This window comes from Novosphingobium soli (assembly GCF_042432915.1).
Classification (GTDB): domain Bacteria; phylum Pseudomonadota; class Alphaproteobacteria; order Sphingomonadales; family Sphingomonadaceae; genus Novosphingobium; species Novosphingobium soli.
This window is the reverse complement of record NZ_JBHLWK010000001.1, coordinates 32,052-46,054: the sequence shown is the minus strand read 5'-3', so window position 1 is coordinate 46,054 and position 14,003 is coordinate 32,052. Positions and strand designations below refer to the sequence as shown.

At 71.5% G+C, this 14,003-nt stretch carries 12 protein-coding genes; 6 read left to right on the top strand and 6 right to left on the bottom strand.

From position 1 onward, the window contains the following. Positions 1–93: 93 nt before the first annotated feature. The 4 genes from ACFFJC_RS00135 to ACFFJC_RS00120 all read right to left on the bottom strand — a co-directional run bounded on the left by ACFFJC_RS00135 (position 94) and on the right by ACFFJC_RS00120 (position 5,767). Positions 94–1,149 carry an NAD(P)H-dependent flavin oxidoreductase gene (locus ACFFJC_RS00135; RefSeq protein ID WP_379485544.1) on the bottom strand — a complete coding sequence of 352 codons (1,056 nt, stop codon included), beginning with the start codon at positions 1,147–1,149 and terminating at the stop codon, positions 94–96. Positions 1,150–1,187: 38 nt separating this feature from the next. After that, positions 1,188–2,498 carry a glycoside hydrolase family 130 protein gene (locus tag ACFFJC_RS00130; protein WP_379485543.1) on the bottom strand — a complete coding sequence of 437 codons (1,311 nt, stop codon included), beginning with the start codon at positions 2,496–2,498 and terminating at the stop codon, positions 1,188–1,190. Continuing rightward, positions 2,470–4,818 (bottom strand): glycosyltransferase family 4 protein, encoded by a 2,349-nt coding sequence (locus ACFFJC_RS00125; protein WP_379485542.1) that lies wholly within the window; start codon positions 4,816–4,818, stop codon positions 2,470–2,472. The genes ACFFJC_RS00130 and ACFFJC_RS00125 overlap by 29 nt, the downstream gene beginning before the upstream one ends. A gap of 145 nt (positions 4,819–4,963) precedes the next feature. Further along, a complete protein-coding gene (locus tag ACFFJC_RS00120; RefSeq protein ID WP_379485541.1) occupies positions 4,964–5,767 on the bottom strand; it encodes an NAD(P)-dependent oxidoreductase in 804 nt (267 codons plus the stop codon). A gap of 223 nt (positions 5,768–5,990) precedes the next feature. Here ACFFJC_RS00120 and ACFFJC_RS00115 point away from each other — a divergent pair, with 223 nt between their 5' ends. The 6 genes from ACFFJC_RS00115 (at position 5,991) to ACFFJC_RS00090 (ending at position 12,740) form a co-directional block, all read left to right on the top strand. Then, on the top strand, positions 5,991–7,022 hold the full coding sequence (locus ACFFJC_RS00115) for a 2-oxoadipate dioxygenase/decarboxylase family protein (RefSeq protein WP_379485540.1): 1,032 nt from the start codon (positions 5,991–5,993) through the stop codon (positions 7,020–7,022). Next, positions 7,019–8,443, top strand: a complete 1,425-nt coding sequence (gene astD, locus ACFFJC_RS00110) for a succinylglutamate-semialdehyde dehydrogenase (RefSeq protein WP_379485539.1) — start codon at positions 7,019–7,021, stop codon at positions 8,441–8,443. The genes ACFFJC_RS00115 and astD overlap by 4 nt, the downstream gene beginning before the upstream one ends. Continuing rightward, positions 8,440–9,657, top strand: a complete 1,218-nt coding sequence (locus tag ACFFJC_RS00105) for a hydrolase (RefSeq protein WP_379485538.1) — start codon at positions 8,440–8,442, stop codon at positions 9,655–9,657. The genes astD and ACFFJC_RS00105 overlap by 4 nt, the downstream gene beginning before the upstream one ends. After that, positions 9,654–10,661, top strand: coding sequence for an arginine N-succinyltransferase (astA, locus tag ACFFJC_RS00100; RefSeq protein ID WP_379485537.1), 1,008 nt, complete (start codon positions 9,654–9,656; stop codon positions 10,659–10,661). Before ACFFJC_RS00105 ends, astA begins: the two co-directional genes overlap by 4 nt. A gap of 50 nt (positions 10,662–10,711) precedes the next feature. Next, complete coding sequence (locus tag ACFFJC_RS00095) at positions 10,712–11,974, top strand: N-succinylarginine dihydrolase (RefSeq protein WP_379485536.1); 1,263 nt, start codon at positions 10,712–10,714, stop codon at positions 11,972–11,974. A 79-nt stretch (positions 11,975–12,053) separates the two neighbouring features. Further along, on the top strand, positions 12,054–12,740 hold the full coding sequence (locus tag ACFFJC_RS00090; protein WP_379485535.1) for an HAD family hydrolase: 687 nt from the start codon (positions 12,054–12,056) through the stop codon (positions 12,738–12,740). 27 nt (positions 12,741–12,767) lie between these two features. Here ACFFJC_RS00090 and maiA read toward each other — a convergent pair whose 3' ends face one another. Together maiA and ACFFJC_RS00080 are read right to left on the bottom strand one after the other, a co-directional pair. Then, the gene (gene maiA / locus ACFFJC_RS00085) at positions 12,768–13,409 is read right to left on the bottom strand and encodes a maleylacetoacetate isomerase (RefSeq protein WP_379485709.1); all 642 of its coding nucleotides are present in this window, start codon (positions 13,407–13,409) and stop codon (positions 12,768–12,770) included. A 13-nt stretch (positions 13,410–13,422) separates the two neighbouring features. Then, positions 13,423–13,977, bottom strand: coding sequence for a VOC family protein (locus ACFFJC_RS00080; RefSeq protein WP_379485534.1), 555 nt, complete (start codon positions 13,975–13,977; stop codon positions 13,423–13,425). Positions 13,978–14,003 lie beyond the last annotated feature (26 nt).

The window sequence follows — 14,003 nt, the reverse complement described above, 5'->3', positions numbered from 1 at the left end:
GGTTCCTTCTTGATCCTCCCCGTCGCGCAGCGATGGGGAGGGGGGACCGCTCGCGAAGCGAGTGGTGGAGGGGTGTGGGTGGAGAGGTAAAAACTAACCCCGCGCCGCCGCCAGCTCGGCCGCCAGGGTCGCGACCAGTTCGCCCGCCGGCATGGCACGGGCGAGCGGTGCGCCCTGCCCGGCCCACTGCGCGCCGAAGCCATGCTCGCCGCGGGCCTTGGCGGCTTCGTTCAGCGCCTTTCCGGCGTGATAGGCGATCGGGTAGTCGGGCACCCGGCGCTCGCCGAGTTCGGCGCCCAGCGCGGTGAAGCGGTTGGCGAGCGCGCGCGCCGGGCGGCCCGAGACGAGCGGCGTCAGCGTGGTCGCATAAGCCCCGGGGCCCGCAAGGGCGGCGCGATAGGCCTCATCGGCGGCGGATTCGGGGCAGAGCACGAAGGCGGTGCCGAGCTGCGCGGCCACGGCGCCGAGATCGAGCGCGGCGGCGATGCCGGCGCCGTCCATAATGCCCCCGGCGGCGATCACCGGCAGGGCTTCGCGCGCGAGCAGGCGCGTCAGCGCCAGGGTGCCGAGCTGCGGGTCCGGCGCGGCCGGATCGAACATGCCGCGATGGCCGCCCGCCTCGATGCCCTGCGCCACCACGCCGTCGAGCCCGGCCGCCGCGATCGCTCGCGCCTCCTCCACGTTGGTAGCAGTCGCGAGCAGCAGGACGCCCTTGTCGCGCAGCGCCGCGATGGCGCCCGCGTCGGGAAGGCCGAAGTGGAAGCTGACCACGGGCGGGGCGAGCTCGACCAGCAGCGCCAGCATCTCGCCATCGTCGACGAAGCTGCGGTAGGGCGCCTGCAACGCCTCGGGCGGCTCCGCGCCGAACTCGACGAAGAGCGAGCGCAGCCAGTCCAGCCACCCGGCTTCGCGCTCGGGATCGGCGACCGGCGCGCGGTGGACGAAGAGGTTGACGTTGAACGGCCGCGCGGTGCGGCCGCGCACCTCCGCCACCAGCGCGCGCACGCCCGCGGGATCGAGGGCGCCCACCGCCACCGAACCGAGGCCGCCGGCTTCGCAGACCGCGGCCGCCAGCGCGGGGGTGCTGGTCCCCGCCATCGGAGCCTGGATGATGGGGGCGGTGAGTCCGAGGCGCTGCGGCAGGGTCATGTCGGTCTTTCGCAAGGGCAAGCGCCGGCCGGCGCCCGTTACTCCATCAGTCCCAGCAGCTTGTCGATCTCGCAAGTGGCGAAGCCGACGGTGCTGTCGGAGATGCCGTAGGGGATCAGCAGGCGCTCACCCACCTTGAGCGCGCCGCAGGTGTAGATCACGTTCGGCACGTAGCCCGAGCGATCGGCGTTCTCGGCGGTGAGCACGGGCTCGGTGCTGCGCGCGATCACCTTGCTCGGATCGTCGCGGTCCAGCAGCGCGCAGCCCAGCGCATACTTGCGCATGGCGCCCACCCCGTGGGTGAACAGCAGCCACCCCGCATCGGTCAGGATCGGGCTGCCGCAGTTGCCGATCTGGATGAACTCCCAGGGATACTTGGGCTCCATCAGCAGCACGCCTTCGTCGTCCCACACGTCGATGCGGTCGGAGCGCAGCAGGAACAGGTTCTTGCCGTCCTGCCGGCTGACCATGGCGTAGCGGCCGTCGATCTTCTCGGGGAACAGCGCCATTCCCTTGTTGCGGCCGGCGGCGCCGCTGATCGGCTCCAGGTCGAACTTGCGGAAGTCGCGCGTGCGCAGCAGCTCGGAGCGGATCGAGGTGCCCGACCATGCGGTGTAGGTGCCGATCCACTCGTAGTCGCCGCCGCCGTGGTCGAACTGGACCAGGCGCAAATCTTCCAGGCCGCCGCGCTGCTGCTCGGTGATGGGAAAGATGACGGTGTTCGACAGGCTCGAATCCGCATGCCGGTGGACCGAGACGATCCCCTCGGCATCGGTCTCTCCCTCCTCATCGAGCTCCACCGACGTCGCGAAGGACGCCTGTGGCCACAGCGAGAAGGTGCCGTCGCACTCGGCGATGCCCTCGCGGAAGGCGATCGTGCTGATGTGCCCCTCGCCTACCGCGCGCAGCGACATGATGAAGCGCACGCAGCCGTCCTGCAGGCCCGACTGGTCGGGCGACGGGACGATCGAGGGGTTCATCAGCGCCGCGGCCGCGAACGTGTACTCGTGGCAGAAGTACGAGCCGATGAGTCGCTGCTTCGTTTCCGAAAGGGCGCCACGGTCCAGCTCCAGATTGCGCGCGACTTCCTCGAAGCGCTCGGAGAAGATGCTCTCGGTCTGCCAGTGCCGCTCCTTGAAGTCGTGCAGCACGCGCTCGTACTCGGCCGCGGCGCGCTCCTCGGTCAGCGCGGCGACATCCTCGACGAGGCGCATCGCCCGGCCGCCGGGGGCATTCTTCGACTGCCAGCCCAGGTGGAACGGACGAATGACGACTCGCGCCGGATCGGCGTGAAGGCGCGTCTCGAAGATGTGCAGCGGATCAGACCAAACGTTCTCGGGCCGGTTCAAGCAGTCCTCCTTGGGGGGCCAGAGATGCCGACGGCAGCGGTTCCATCTCGACCAGTTCCATAAGCGCATAATGCGACAACTGGAAGGCCAGGATCGACTCCGCTCCGCAGTTCGCGTTGGCACCGCGCGGGGTCACGCCGTCGCGGCAGCGTCCGGCGGCGAGGTCGGCCAGCACGACGCCGCGGTCGTTGCCGCCGAAGAACCAGCGCCAGGCGACCTTGGCGTGCTCCAGCCAGAAGGCGCCGCGGGTGGCGCGGAACGCCGAGTGTGCCGCCTCGATGGCGGCCTGCGCCTCCAGCGGCTGCTGGTCGAACGGCAGGTAGCTGTGGGGCTTGTGGAAGCTCTCGGATCCGATCGGGCGGAACTGCCCGCGCGCGGAGACCTGCTGGCCGCAGATCCACTGCAGGGTCTCGAGCCCGGCGCCGGTCCAGTCGTCGCGGCCGAGCGCCTCGCCCGCCTCGATCAGCGCCTGCGACAGACGGGGGTTGTCGTAGCCCAGCACGGCCTCGAACCAGGCCCAGTCGGGCCGTCGCCCCTCGCCCAGCACCCGCATCAGGAAGTCGCCGCCCTGTTCGACCAGCGCGCGCGAGGCGGCATGGCCGGGGTCGCGGCGCAGCACCGCGCAGGCGCCCAGCATGCTGAAGGCCACCGCGCGCGGCGAGCCGAGCGGCTCGATCGACCCGAGCACCTCGTCGTAGAGGTGCATCGCCCAATCCGACAGCCCGGCGTCGGGGGCGCGCTCGAACGTCTGGCCGAGCGCCCACACGGCGCGCCCGTTGGAGTCCTCCGAACCCTCGTCCTCGCACCAGCTGCGGTCGAAGCGCATGAAGTTGCGGAAGCGGCGCAGGTCCGGGTTCCAGGCGAACTGGATGAAGGCGGCGTAGACCAGGCTCCACTTCATCCGCTCGGCCACGGGCAGGCCCTGCGCGACGTTCATCAGCATGAGCGCCCGGGCGTTGTCGTCCAGGCAGTAGCCGTGGCGGCGGTCCGGCACGACGCCGACCGAGTGCTGGAGCATGCCGGTGGCATCGCTCATGGCGAGCACGGCGGAGAGGCCGGGGATGGCGGAAAGCGGCGGCTCGGCGGGCTCGGGCGCCACGGCGGTGGTCACCAGACGGGCCGTCGCGTCGGCGAAGCGGGGCCAGATCGTCTCGCGGCCGCGGGCATAGGCCCGGCGCTGCATCGCGGCCAGGTCGCGCGGGGAATCGAGCAGGCCGTTGACGGCGGCGGCGATGGCTTCGCTGCAGTTCGGCTCGATCAGCCGGCCGACGTCCTGCGCCAGCAGTTCGCGGGCATGCACATAGGGGGTCGACACCACGGCCTTGCCCAGCGCCACGGCGTAGCTGAGCGTGCCCGAGGTGGACTGCTGCAGGTTGGGATAAGGCGTCAGGTAGATGTCGCAGGCCTCGAGCTGGTCGAGCAGCTCGGGCGTGTCGAGGAAGCGGTTCTCCCAGGCGATGTGGTCGGCGACGCCCAGCTCGCGCGCGAGGCTGACGAGGTTCTCGCGGTAGACCTCGCCCTCGTGCGCGACGAGCTTGGGATGGGTGGCGCCTACGATGCGGTAGAGCACCTCGGGATGGCGCTCGACGATCGCCGGCAGCGCGCGGATCGCGTTCTCCAGGCCCTTGCCCGGGCCGAGCAGGCCGAAGGTCGTCAGCACCTTGCGGCCGGTGAGGCCAAGGCGCGCCTTGAACTCCTCCTGGCGGCCGAACGGGCGGTCGGGGGCGCCATGGTCGATCACCTCGATGATGCCGGCAGGAGCGCCGTATTCACGCTCCAGGATGTCGCGCGACTGGCGGGACATGACCATGATCCGCGACGAGCGGGTGATGAGGTGGTGCAGGATCGCGCGCTGGCGCTCGGAGGGCTCGCTCAGCACGGTGTGCAGCGTCAGCACCAGCGGCGCGGCGAGGCGGTCGACGAAGTGGAGCACCATCTCCCCGTCGGGGCCGCCGAAGATGCCGTATTCGTGCTGGAGCCAGACGGCGTCGACGCCGGCCTCGTTGATCTGGCGCGCGGCGCGGGCATAGTCCTCGGCATCGTCGCAGGTGATGGTCCCGGCGACGCCTTCGTAGGAGAGCGGCTCGCGCGGGTCGTCCAGTGCATGGACATCCACGGCGATCTCGGGATGGAACTCCCGCAGCTTCTCGAACACGTCGGTGGTGAAGGTGGCGATGCCGCACTGGCGGGGCGCGAAGTTGCCCACGAGCGCGATCCGGGCCGGGCGGTTCAGCGCCGACGCACCCGCCTCGAAGATCGAGTGGACTTCGGCCACCTCGCGCCCGAATTCGAAATCATGGGAGAGCGGCAGATGAGCCATGCGGACTCCGTGAACGAGAGGTGAACTGTCACAGGCTGAATACTTTTGTGACGATTCGGTTTCCCGCTGCACTGCAAAAAAGGGCAGGACGATCGCCCGGGCGGCCCGATGGAGCCGCATTGCCCCAGTTGCGTACACTTGTGCCCTAAGTGGCCGTCGCAAGGTGCAGGAATGGCCGGGCGGTTTCCACCAGCGTGGCGCTGTCCTGGGAGCCGGGCAGGATCTGCGCGAGCAGCTCGGTGTCCTTGAGCAGCATCCGCGCGCCGTGCTCGAAGGCGCGGGGCTCGGGGATGCGGGCATAGACCTCGAAGCCGAAGCTGCGCCCGGAGCTGGCGGCCACCAGCTCCGCCAACGCCCCGCGCTCCACGCCCAGCGCCTCGCCCGCCTGCAGCGCCGCCTGCGCGAGGCCCATGTTGGCCGCCATCAGCGCGTTGTTGACGATCTTCGCCTTCTGCCCCGCCCCGGCCGCGCCGAGCAGGACGATCAGCCGGCCGAAGCTCTCGAACACCGGCCGCGCCTGCGCGAAGGCAGCCTCCGCGCCGCCGCACATCACCGTCATCGTGCCCGCCTCGGCCCCCGGCGCCCCGCCACTGACCGGCGCGTCGACCATGGCGACCCCGCTTTCGGTACAGAGCCGCTCCACCGCCTCCGCGGTCTGCGGAAGCACGGTGGAATGCAGCGCCAGCAGGCTGCCCGGGCGCATCGCCGGCACCAGCCGCGCGCAGACCTCCAGCACGTCGGCGTCGTTGACGACGCACAGGCCGACGTGGTCGCACCCCTGGCCCAGCGCCTCGAGGCTGCCGGCAACCTGCGCCCCCGCCTGCGCCAGCGCGGCGCAGGCCTCCGGCCGCCGGGCCCACACCGTGAGCGGGAACCGCTGCATCATGCGCCGCGCCATCGGCTCGCCCTGGCTGCCGATGCCGACGAACCCCGTGCGAATACCGCTCATCCCTCTCTCCCTGCTCGCATCCGGCCAGGGTGCAGGATGCCCCCTGCCGGGCCGCTGTCCAGCGCGGACCCGCTCGGCATCGTCCCGGCGACGCGCCACGGCGGTAATGCGGATCGCCGCGCGTGGCGGGCGCCCCTTCGCGTCGCTGGGCCAGCGCCAGTGGACTCGGTCGCACTGCTTTCCTATGCTTGCCGTCCAAAGCAACAATCGAACAAGGGATAGCATGGCCGCAGGCACGGGAACGCTCCATTCGCTGCTGTCGCCGCTCACCGGCGCCGACGCGGCCGCCCGGGTGCTGGAGATCCTGGCGATCGACCCCGAGCTGTCCGGCTTCCAAGCCCGCTCGCGCACAGGCGGGCACGCAACGCGCGCGCAAGTGGCCATGGCGCTCAACGCCGCGCTGTTCCTCGACCTGCTGGACCGGGTGCCGACCGCCGCCCGCTACGTCGCGCGGGTGCGCGAAGGGGGCGACCGCATCGTCTTCGACCATGGGGCGCTGCGCACCATCGACGGTCCGACCGGGGCGCTGCCTTCCGGCCACGCGGCGTTCCTGCGGTTCCTCGCCCCGCTCGGCTACGAAGTGCGCGGGACCTACCCGCTGCCGGCGCTGACGATGACCGGACGGGCCTTCGTCCACGCCGACATGCCCGAGGCGATCCCCCAGTTCTTCGTCTCGGAGCTGCACCTGTCCGAGCTTCCCGAGGCGGCGCAGGCGGCAGCGGCGGCCATCTTCGCGAGCGCGACCGATCCGCTCGGCGACGCCGAGTGGCAGGCGCTGGACGTGCTCGCGCGCGAGGGTGCCTGCACGCTGGCGCAGGCCGTCACCATCCTGCAGGGCGCCTTGCGCGCCTTCAAGCGCCGGCACGCGCCGCCGGCCCTGGCGGACTACGAAGCCCTGCTGCAGCACAGCAAGGAAGGCGCCTGGATCGCCACCGAGGGCAACGCCTTCAACCATGCCACCACCCGCGTGCCCGCTGTCGAGACCCATGCCGACGAACTCAAGGCAGCGGGCTTCCCGCTGAAACCGGCGGTGGAGATCTCCCGCAACGGGCGGGTCCGGCAGACCGCGATCCTGGCCGACCGGGTCGCGCGCGCCTTCCGCCTCGCCGACGGGAGCGAGATCCTGCGCGAAGTGCCCGGCTCGTTCTTCGAGTTCATCAGCCGCGACATCGACCCCGCGACCGGCAGGCTGGACCTCACCTTCGACAGCGGCAACGCCACCGGCATCTTCGCGGTGACGAGGGACCGGGCATGAGCGTGCTGCGCTCCTTCGATCCCGCCACCGGCGACCTGGTCTGGGAAGGCGAGGCGGCGGGCGCGGACGCAGTCTCCGCCGCGCTGCTGCGGGCGCGCCGCGCCTTTCCGGGCTGGGCCGCCCTGCCCCTGGAGGCGCGCGTGGCAGTGGTCGAGCGCTACCGCGCCGCGCTGGAAACCCGCAAGGAGCCGATGGCGCAAATGATCGCGCGCGAGACGGGCAAGCCGCTGTGGGAAGCGCGCGGCGAAGTCGCCTCGATGATCGGCAAGGTCGGGCTCTCGATCGCGGCACAGGCCGAGCGCGCGGGCGAGAAGCGCTCGGACATGCCGTTCGGACAGGCGGTGCTGCGGCACCGGCCCCACGGCGTCATGGCGGTGCTCGGGCCGTTCAACTTCCCCGGCCACCTGCCCAACGGCCACATCGTCCCGGCCCTGCTCGCCGGCAACACGGTGGTGTTCAAGCCCTCGGAGATGACCCCGGCGACCGGCGCGGCCATGGCCGAGTGCTGGGAGGAGGCGCTCGGCGACCGACCGGGCGTGTTCCAGTGCATCCAGGGCGCGCGCGCGACGGGCGAGGCGCTCGTCGCCGGAGCCATCGACGGGCTCCTGTTCACCGGCTCGGCCGGCGCCGGCACGCATTTCCGCCGCATCTTCGCCGACCGGCCCGACGTGATCCTGGCGCTGGAGCTCGGCGGCAACAATCCGCTGGTGGCCTGGGACGCCGCCGAGGTGGAGGAGGCCGCCGCGGTGGTGGTGCAGTCCGCCTTCATCACCACCGGCCAGCGCTGCTCCTGCGCGCGCCGGCTGATCGTGCCGGACAGCGCCTTCGGCACCGCGCTGGTGGAGGCGGTGGCCGCGCTCGCCGGCCGGGTGACGATCGGCGCCTGGGACGAGACCCCCGAGCCCTGGATCGGTCCGCTGATCTCCGAGGCCGCGGCCGACGGCGCCCGGGCGCGCGTCGATGCGCTGGTGGCGCGCGGCGCGCGCACGATCAAGCCGTTCTCCGCGGTCGAGGGCCGCTCGGCCGCCTTCGTCACCCCGGCCGTGCTGGACGTAACGGGCCTGTTCGTCCCCGACGAGGAGATTTTCGCTCCCGTCCTGCAGGTGAGCCGCGTACCGGACTTCGACGCGGCGCTGGACGCGGCGAACAACACGCGCTTCGGCCTCTCCGCCGGGCTCCTCAGCGCTGACGACGCGCTGTGGGACCGCTTCTTGCGCGAATGCCGCGCCGGGGTGGTGAACCGCAACCGCCCGACCACCGGCGCCGCCGGTTCGATGCCCTTCGGGGGCCTGGGCGAGAGCGGCAACCACCGCCCCAGCGCCTACTACGCCGCGGACTACTGCGCCTATCCGGTCGCCAGCTTCGAGGCGCCGGATGCTGCCGGCAACGGCGCCGCCCTGGCCGGCAAGCTGCGGCCATGACCGGGCTATCCGCCGAGGAACAGGCGCTGCTCGCCCCGATCGAGCGGGCTCCGATCCTCTCGCACACGCTCGAATGGGCCTCGATCAACAGCGGAACGGGCAATCTGCAGGGCCTCGCGGCGATGGCCGGCTACCTGGCCGACGCCTTCTCGCAACTGCCCGGCACCGTGCGCCTGGTCGATCCGGCGCCGGTGCAGACGGTCGATGCCCGCGGCCAGCTCCAGGACGTCGGCCATGGCCGCCACCTCGTCCTCTCGGTCCGGCCTGACGCCGCGCGCCGGGTGCTGCTCACCGGCCACATGGACACGGTCTATGCGCGCGAGCATCCGTTCCAGGCCTGCGAGTGGCTGGACGAGGACACGCTGAACGGCCCGGGCACGGCCGACATGAAAGGCGGCCTCGCGCTCATGCTGGCGGGCCTTGCCGCCTACGAGCAGACGGCACCGACGCTGGGCTACGACGTCCTCGTCAACAGCGACGAGGAGACCGGATCGCTGTCCTCCGCCGGGCTGATCGCCGAGCTCGCGCAGGGCAAGCTCGCGGCGCTGACCTACGAGCCCGGGCTTCCCGACGGCAGCATGGCCCGCGCGCGGCCGGGCTCGGGCAACTACGCCGCTGTCGTCACCGGCCGCTCCGCCCACGCCGGCCGCAACCCGGGGGACGGGCGCAATGCCCTCGTCGCCGCCAGCGACCTGGCGATGCGCCTCGCGGCCGCCGCGCGCGAGGGGCTGACGGTCAACCCGGCACGGATCGAGGGCGGCGGGCCCAACAACATGGTGCCCGACCTCGCGATCCTGCACTTCAACCTGCGCCCGCGCACGCCCGACCTCGCCGAAGCGGCGCAGGCTCTGGTGGAGGCGGCGGTGGCGGAGGTGGGTGCCGCGCACGACGTCGGCATCCGTCTCCAGGGCCGCGTCTCGCGCCCGCCCAAGCCGATCACCCCCCGCACCGAGGCGCTGTTCGGCCTCGTCGGCGGGGCTTCCGCCGACCTCGCGCCGCCGGGCGGCCGGCCGATGCGCTGGCAGGACACCGGCGGCGTGTGCGACGGCAACAACATCGCCGCCTGCGGCGTCCCCGTGCTCGACACGATGGGCGCGCTGGGCGGCGCGATCCACTCGCCACAGGAGTTCCTGATCGCCAGCTCGCTCGACGCCCGTGCCCGCCTCACCGCGCTGGTGATGCACCGCCTCGACCGGCAGGGGCTGCCCGCATGACCTTCGTGCTGCGGACCGCCACCGAGACCGACCTCGAAGCGCTCTACCGCATGGCCAAGGGCACCGGCGGCGGCTTCACCAACCTCCCGCCCGACCGCCCCACGCTCCAGGCCAAGCTCGCGCGGGCCGCCCGCAGCTTCGCGCGCGACGACGGGCAGATCGCCAACGACCTATTCGCCTTCATCCTGGAGGACACCGCCAGCGGCAAGGTGCGCGGCACCTGCCAGGCCTTCTCGCAGGTGGGGACCGAGCTGCCGTTCTACTCCTACCGCATCGGGCGCATCACCCAGCACTCGCGCGAACTCGACCGCACCTTCCGCGCGGAGATGCTGACGCTCTCGACCGACCTCGACGGGGCGAGCGAGGTGGGCGGGCTCTACCTCGACGCCTCCGAGCGCTCGGCCGGGGTGGGCAAGCTGCTGGCGCGCAGCCGCTACCTGTTCATCGCCACCCACCGCGAGCGCTTCGGCGAGGTGACCCTGGCGGAGCTGCGCGGCGCCATCGACGATGCCGGCAACTCGCCCTTCTGGGACGGCCTCGCGGGGCGCTTCTTCGACATGAGCTTCCGCGACGCCGACGAGTTCAACGGCAAGTACGGCAACCAGTTCATCGCCGACCTCATGCCCAAGCACCCGATCTACACCGCGCTGCTCTCCGAGGCCGCGCGGCAGGTGATGGGCCAGCCGCACTACTCCGGCCGCCCGGCGATGCGGATGCTGGAGAGCGAGGGGTTCGCCTTCCAGAACTACATCGACATCTTCGACGGCGGCCCGACCATGATCGCGAAGACCGACCAGATCCGCACCATCCGCGAGGCCCGAAGGGTGCATGTCTCCACCCTTTCCCCCCCATCCGGGGAGCCCACCCACATCGTCTGCACCGGGCGGCTGGGGGCGTTCCGCGCCTGCCTCGGCCGGGTGGGGGAGGACGCGAGCCTGGACGAAGCGGCGGCGGGCCTGCTGCGCGTGGGGGTGGGGGACGCGATCACCTGCGCGCCGGCGTGAGCGCGGCGTTTCGCCCTGACACGCTGCTAACCGCGCGCTAAGTTGGCCTTATGCTCACCGAAATCAACTTCGACGGGATCGTCGGGCCCAGCCACAACTACGCCGGGCTCAGCCTGGGCAACCTCGCCTCGGCCCGCAACCTGGGCAGGGAGTCCCGCCCCCGCGCCGCCGCATTGCAGGGCCTCGCCAAGATGCGGGCCAACCTGGAGCGCGGCCTGGCGCAAGGTTTCCTCCTCCCCCAGCGCCGCCCCGCCGAGGCCTGGCTGCATGCTCTGGGCACCGACATCGCCTCCGCCAGCCCCGCCCTGCGCGCCAATTCGCTCTCCGCCTCGTCGATGTGGTCCGCCAATGCGGCGACCGTCTCGCCCGCCCCCGACACCGCCGATGGGCGCTGCCACCTCACCGTCGCCAACCTCGTGACGATGCCCCACCGCAGCCACGAATGGCGCGAGACGATGGCGCAGCTGCGGCTCGCCTTCGCGGACACCGCGCACTTCGCGGTCCACCCGCCGGTGCCCCCGCCCTTCGGAGACGAGGGCGCGGCCAACCACATGCGCCTCTGCGCCGCCCACGACGCGCCGGGCCTGGAGGTCTTCGTCTACGGCGTCGCGGGCGGCCCCTTCCCCGCCCGCCAGCACCGCGAGGCGAGCGAGGCGGTGGCGCGCCTCCACGGGCTCGACCCTGCGCGCACCGTGTTCGCCCGCCAGTCGGACGCGGCCATCGCCGCCGGCGCGTTCCACAACGACGTCGTCGCCGTCGCCAACGCGCGCGTGCTCTTCACCCATGAGCTGGCCTTCGCCGGGCGGGAAGCGCTCTACGCCGACCTGCGCGCCAGGCTGCCCGAGGTCGAGATCGTCGAGGTGCCGGCCGCCGCCGTCAGCCTCGCCGATGCGATCGCGTCGTACCTCTTCAACGCACAGCTGGTGACGCTGCCGTCGGGCGAGATGGCGCTGGTCCTGCCGGGCGAAGCGCGCGAGACGCCGTCGGTCTGGCGCTGGCTGGAAGCGCACGTGGCCGGCAACGGTCCGATCCGCCACCTCTTCGTCCACGACCTGCGCGAGAGCATGGCCAACGGCGGCGGCCCTGCCTGCCTGCGCCTGCGCGTCGTGGCCGACCCCGCGACGATCGACCCGCGCTTTCTCGCAAGCCCGCAGACGCTCGACAGGATCGAGGCTCTGGTCGGCCGGCTCTGGCCGGAACGGATCGCCGTGGACGACCTGTCCGACCCCGCGCTCTGGCGCACCTGCCTGGAGGCGAGGACGGCGCTCTGCACCGAGCTGGACCTTGCCGAGCTGGAAGATCCGATCGCCTGACTGTATCAGGTGCGCGGAACCGGAAGGCGGTTGGGCTTTTTGCAATGGTTCCTCGATATACAGCCCTCATATGGATTCCATGACCACCGACGCCCGACCGCTGCCCGACCCCATCCGCGCCGCCATCTTCGACATGGACGGCACGCTGATCGACTCCGAGGCGGTCCAGCACCGGGCCTTCGTGGAGACCGCCGCCGCGCTGGGCTGGCCGCTTTCGGACGACATCCTGGAAGCCATGGTCGGCGTGAACCGCGACGCCAACGAGCTGATGCTCGCGCAAAGACTGGGCGCGGACTTCCCTTTGCGCCGCTTCTATGAAGACGCGGACCTGCTGTTCGAGGCCGCCGTGGACGCCGGCTTGCCGCTGCGCCCCGGCGCCGAGCTGATCCTCGACCACTTCCGCAAGGCGGCCATCCCGCTCGCCCTCTGCACCTCGACGATGGGCGGCAAGGCGCAGGACCGGCTGGAGAAGGCCGGGCTCCTCCACTACTTCGACGTCGTCGTGACGCGCAGCGACGTGACGCACCCCAAGCCCCATCCGGAGCCCTACCGGCTGGCCGCCGAACGCCTGGGCATCGACCCCGCGGACTGCGTAGCGATCGAGGACAGCTATGCCGGCGTACGCTCCGCCACCGCGGCGGGGATCGCCACCGTCATGGTTCCGGACCTGCTGCCGCCCACCGAGGAGCAGACGCTGGTCGTGGCCAGGGTCCTGCCCAGCCTGTCGGACCTGCGCGACCTGCTGCTGGCGCCCACCGAAAGCTGACCGCCGGCTCCTTGCGCGCGGTGGCGCTCAGGCCGGCGGGGCGTCGGGCTGGTTGTCGGGATGCGCGGCGCGGAACTCGGGCCGTTCGAGGCACGCCGCCTCGATCCCCACGAGCGCGGGAAAGCCTGCGAGATCGAAGCCGAAGCGTCGCGCGTTGTAGAGCTGCGGTATCGCCACGCACTCGAAGTAGCCCGGCTCCCCGAAGGGAAAGCTCCCGAAGCTGCGGCCCGCCAGGCGCGCCTCGACGCCCGGCAGCGTCTTTCCCAGCCAGTGGCGATACCAGCGATCCACTTCCGCTTGCGGCAACCCCAGATCCTGCCTGAGATAGGCGAGCACCGGCGAGTTCAAGGGCGCGTGCAGTTCGGTGGCGATCGCCATCGCCAGTTCGCGCGCGGCGAAGCGGTCGTCCCCGCTTCGGGGCAAGAGGTGGCGTTCGGGAAAGCGCTCGTCCAGCCACTCGAGAATGGCCATGGACTGCGCCCGCACCACCCCGTCCATTTCCAGCGCGGGCACGCCGGCGAAGGGATTGAGCGCGCGAAATGCCGGGTCCTGCTGCTCGGCGGCGAGCAGGTTGACCGGCACCGTCTCATAGGCGAGCCCCTTGAGGTTCAGCGCGATCCGCAAGCGGTAGCTGGTGGAGCTGCGATAGTAGCCGAAAAGGCGCAGGATCGGCTCCACCCGGTCAGCTTTCCGCCGCGATCTTCTCGTGCAGCCAGGCCGCATGGCGCGGCGCCTTGCGGGTGCGGGCCCACTCCTCCAGCATGTCATCGGCGACCGCGCGCAGGCTGGCCATCTGGTCCGCGGTGCCGAACTGCCAGGCCAGTTCCAGCCGGTGGCCGTCGGGATCGAAGAAGTAGATCGACTTGAACACGCCATGATGCGTCGGGCCGACGACATCGAGGCCCGCGGCTTCGGCCCGCGCCTTGGCAGCCAGCAGCGCCTCTTCGCTCTCGACCTTGAAGGCGATGTGCTGGACCCAGGCCGGCGTCCCCTCGTCACGCCCCATCTCGGCAGCGTTCGGGAGCTCGAAGAAGGCCAGCACGTTGCCGCCGCCGCAGTCGAGGAAGACGTGCATGTAGGGGTCGGGCGCGCCGGTCGAGGGTACCTTGTCCTCCGCGATGGCCAGCATGAAGTCCATGCCGAGAACGTCGCGGTAGAAGTCCACCGTGCGCTTGGCGTCGCGGCACCGGTAGGCCACATGATGGATGCCGCCGAGGGCGGGGGCTGCATTGGTCATTGGTTCTCTCCCGTAAGGCCCGAGGT

What these genes read in the sequence shown, in the direction of transcription:
- ACFFJC_RS00135 (WP_379485544.1), bottom strand. Translation starts at nt 1,149, where the DNA reads ATGACCCTGCCGCAGCGCCTCGGACTCACCGCCCCCATCATCCAGGCT.
- ACFFJC_RS00125 (WP_379485542.1), bottom strand. Translation starts at nt 4,818, where the DNA reads ATGGCTCATCTGCCGCTCTCCCATGATTTCGAATTCGGGCGCGAGGTG.
- ACFFJC_RS00120 (WP_379485541.1), bottom strand. Translation starts at nt 5,767, where the DNA reads ATGAGCGGTATTCGCACGGGGTTCGTCGGCATCGGCAGCCAGGGCGAG.
- ACFFJC_RS00115 (WP_379485540.1), top strand. Translation starts at nt 5,991, where the DNA reads ATGGCCGCAGGCACGGGAACGCTCCATTCGCTGCTGTCGCCGCTCACC.
- astD (WP_379485539.1), top strand. Translation starts at nt 7,019, where the DNA reads ATGAGCGTGCTGCGCTCCTTCGATCCCGCCACCGGCGACCTGGTCTGG.
- ACFFJC_RS00105 (WP_379485538.1), top strand. Translation starts at nt 8,440, where the DNA reads ATGACCGGGCTATCCGCCGAGGAACAGGCGCTGCTCGCCCCGATCGAG.
- astA (WP_379485537.1), top strand. Translation starts at nt 9,654, where the DNA reads ATGACCTTCGTGCTGCGGACCGCCACCGAGACCGACCTCGAAGCGCTC.
- ACFFJC_RS00095 (WP_379485536.1), top strand. Translation starts at nt 10,712, where the DNA reads ATGCTCACCGAAATCAACTTCGACGGGATCGTCGGGCCCAGCCACAAC.
- ACFFJC_RS00090 (WP_379485535.1), top strand. Translation starts at nt 12,054, where the DNA reads ATGACCACCGACGCCCGACCGCTGCCCGACCCCATCCGCGCCGCCATC.
- ACFFJC_RS00080 (WP_379485534.1), bottom strand. Translation starts at nt 13,977, where the DNA reads ATGACCAATGCAGCCCCCGCCCTCGGCGGCATCCATCATGTGGCCTAC.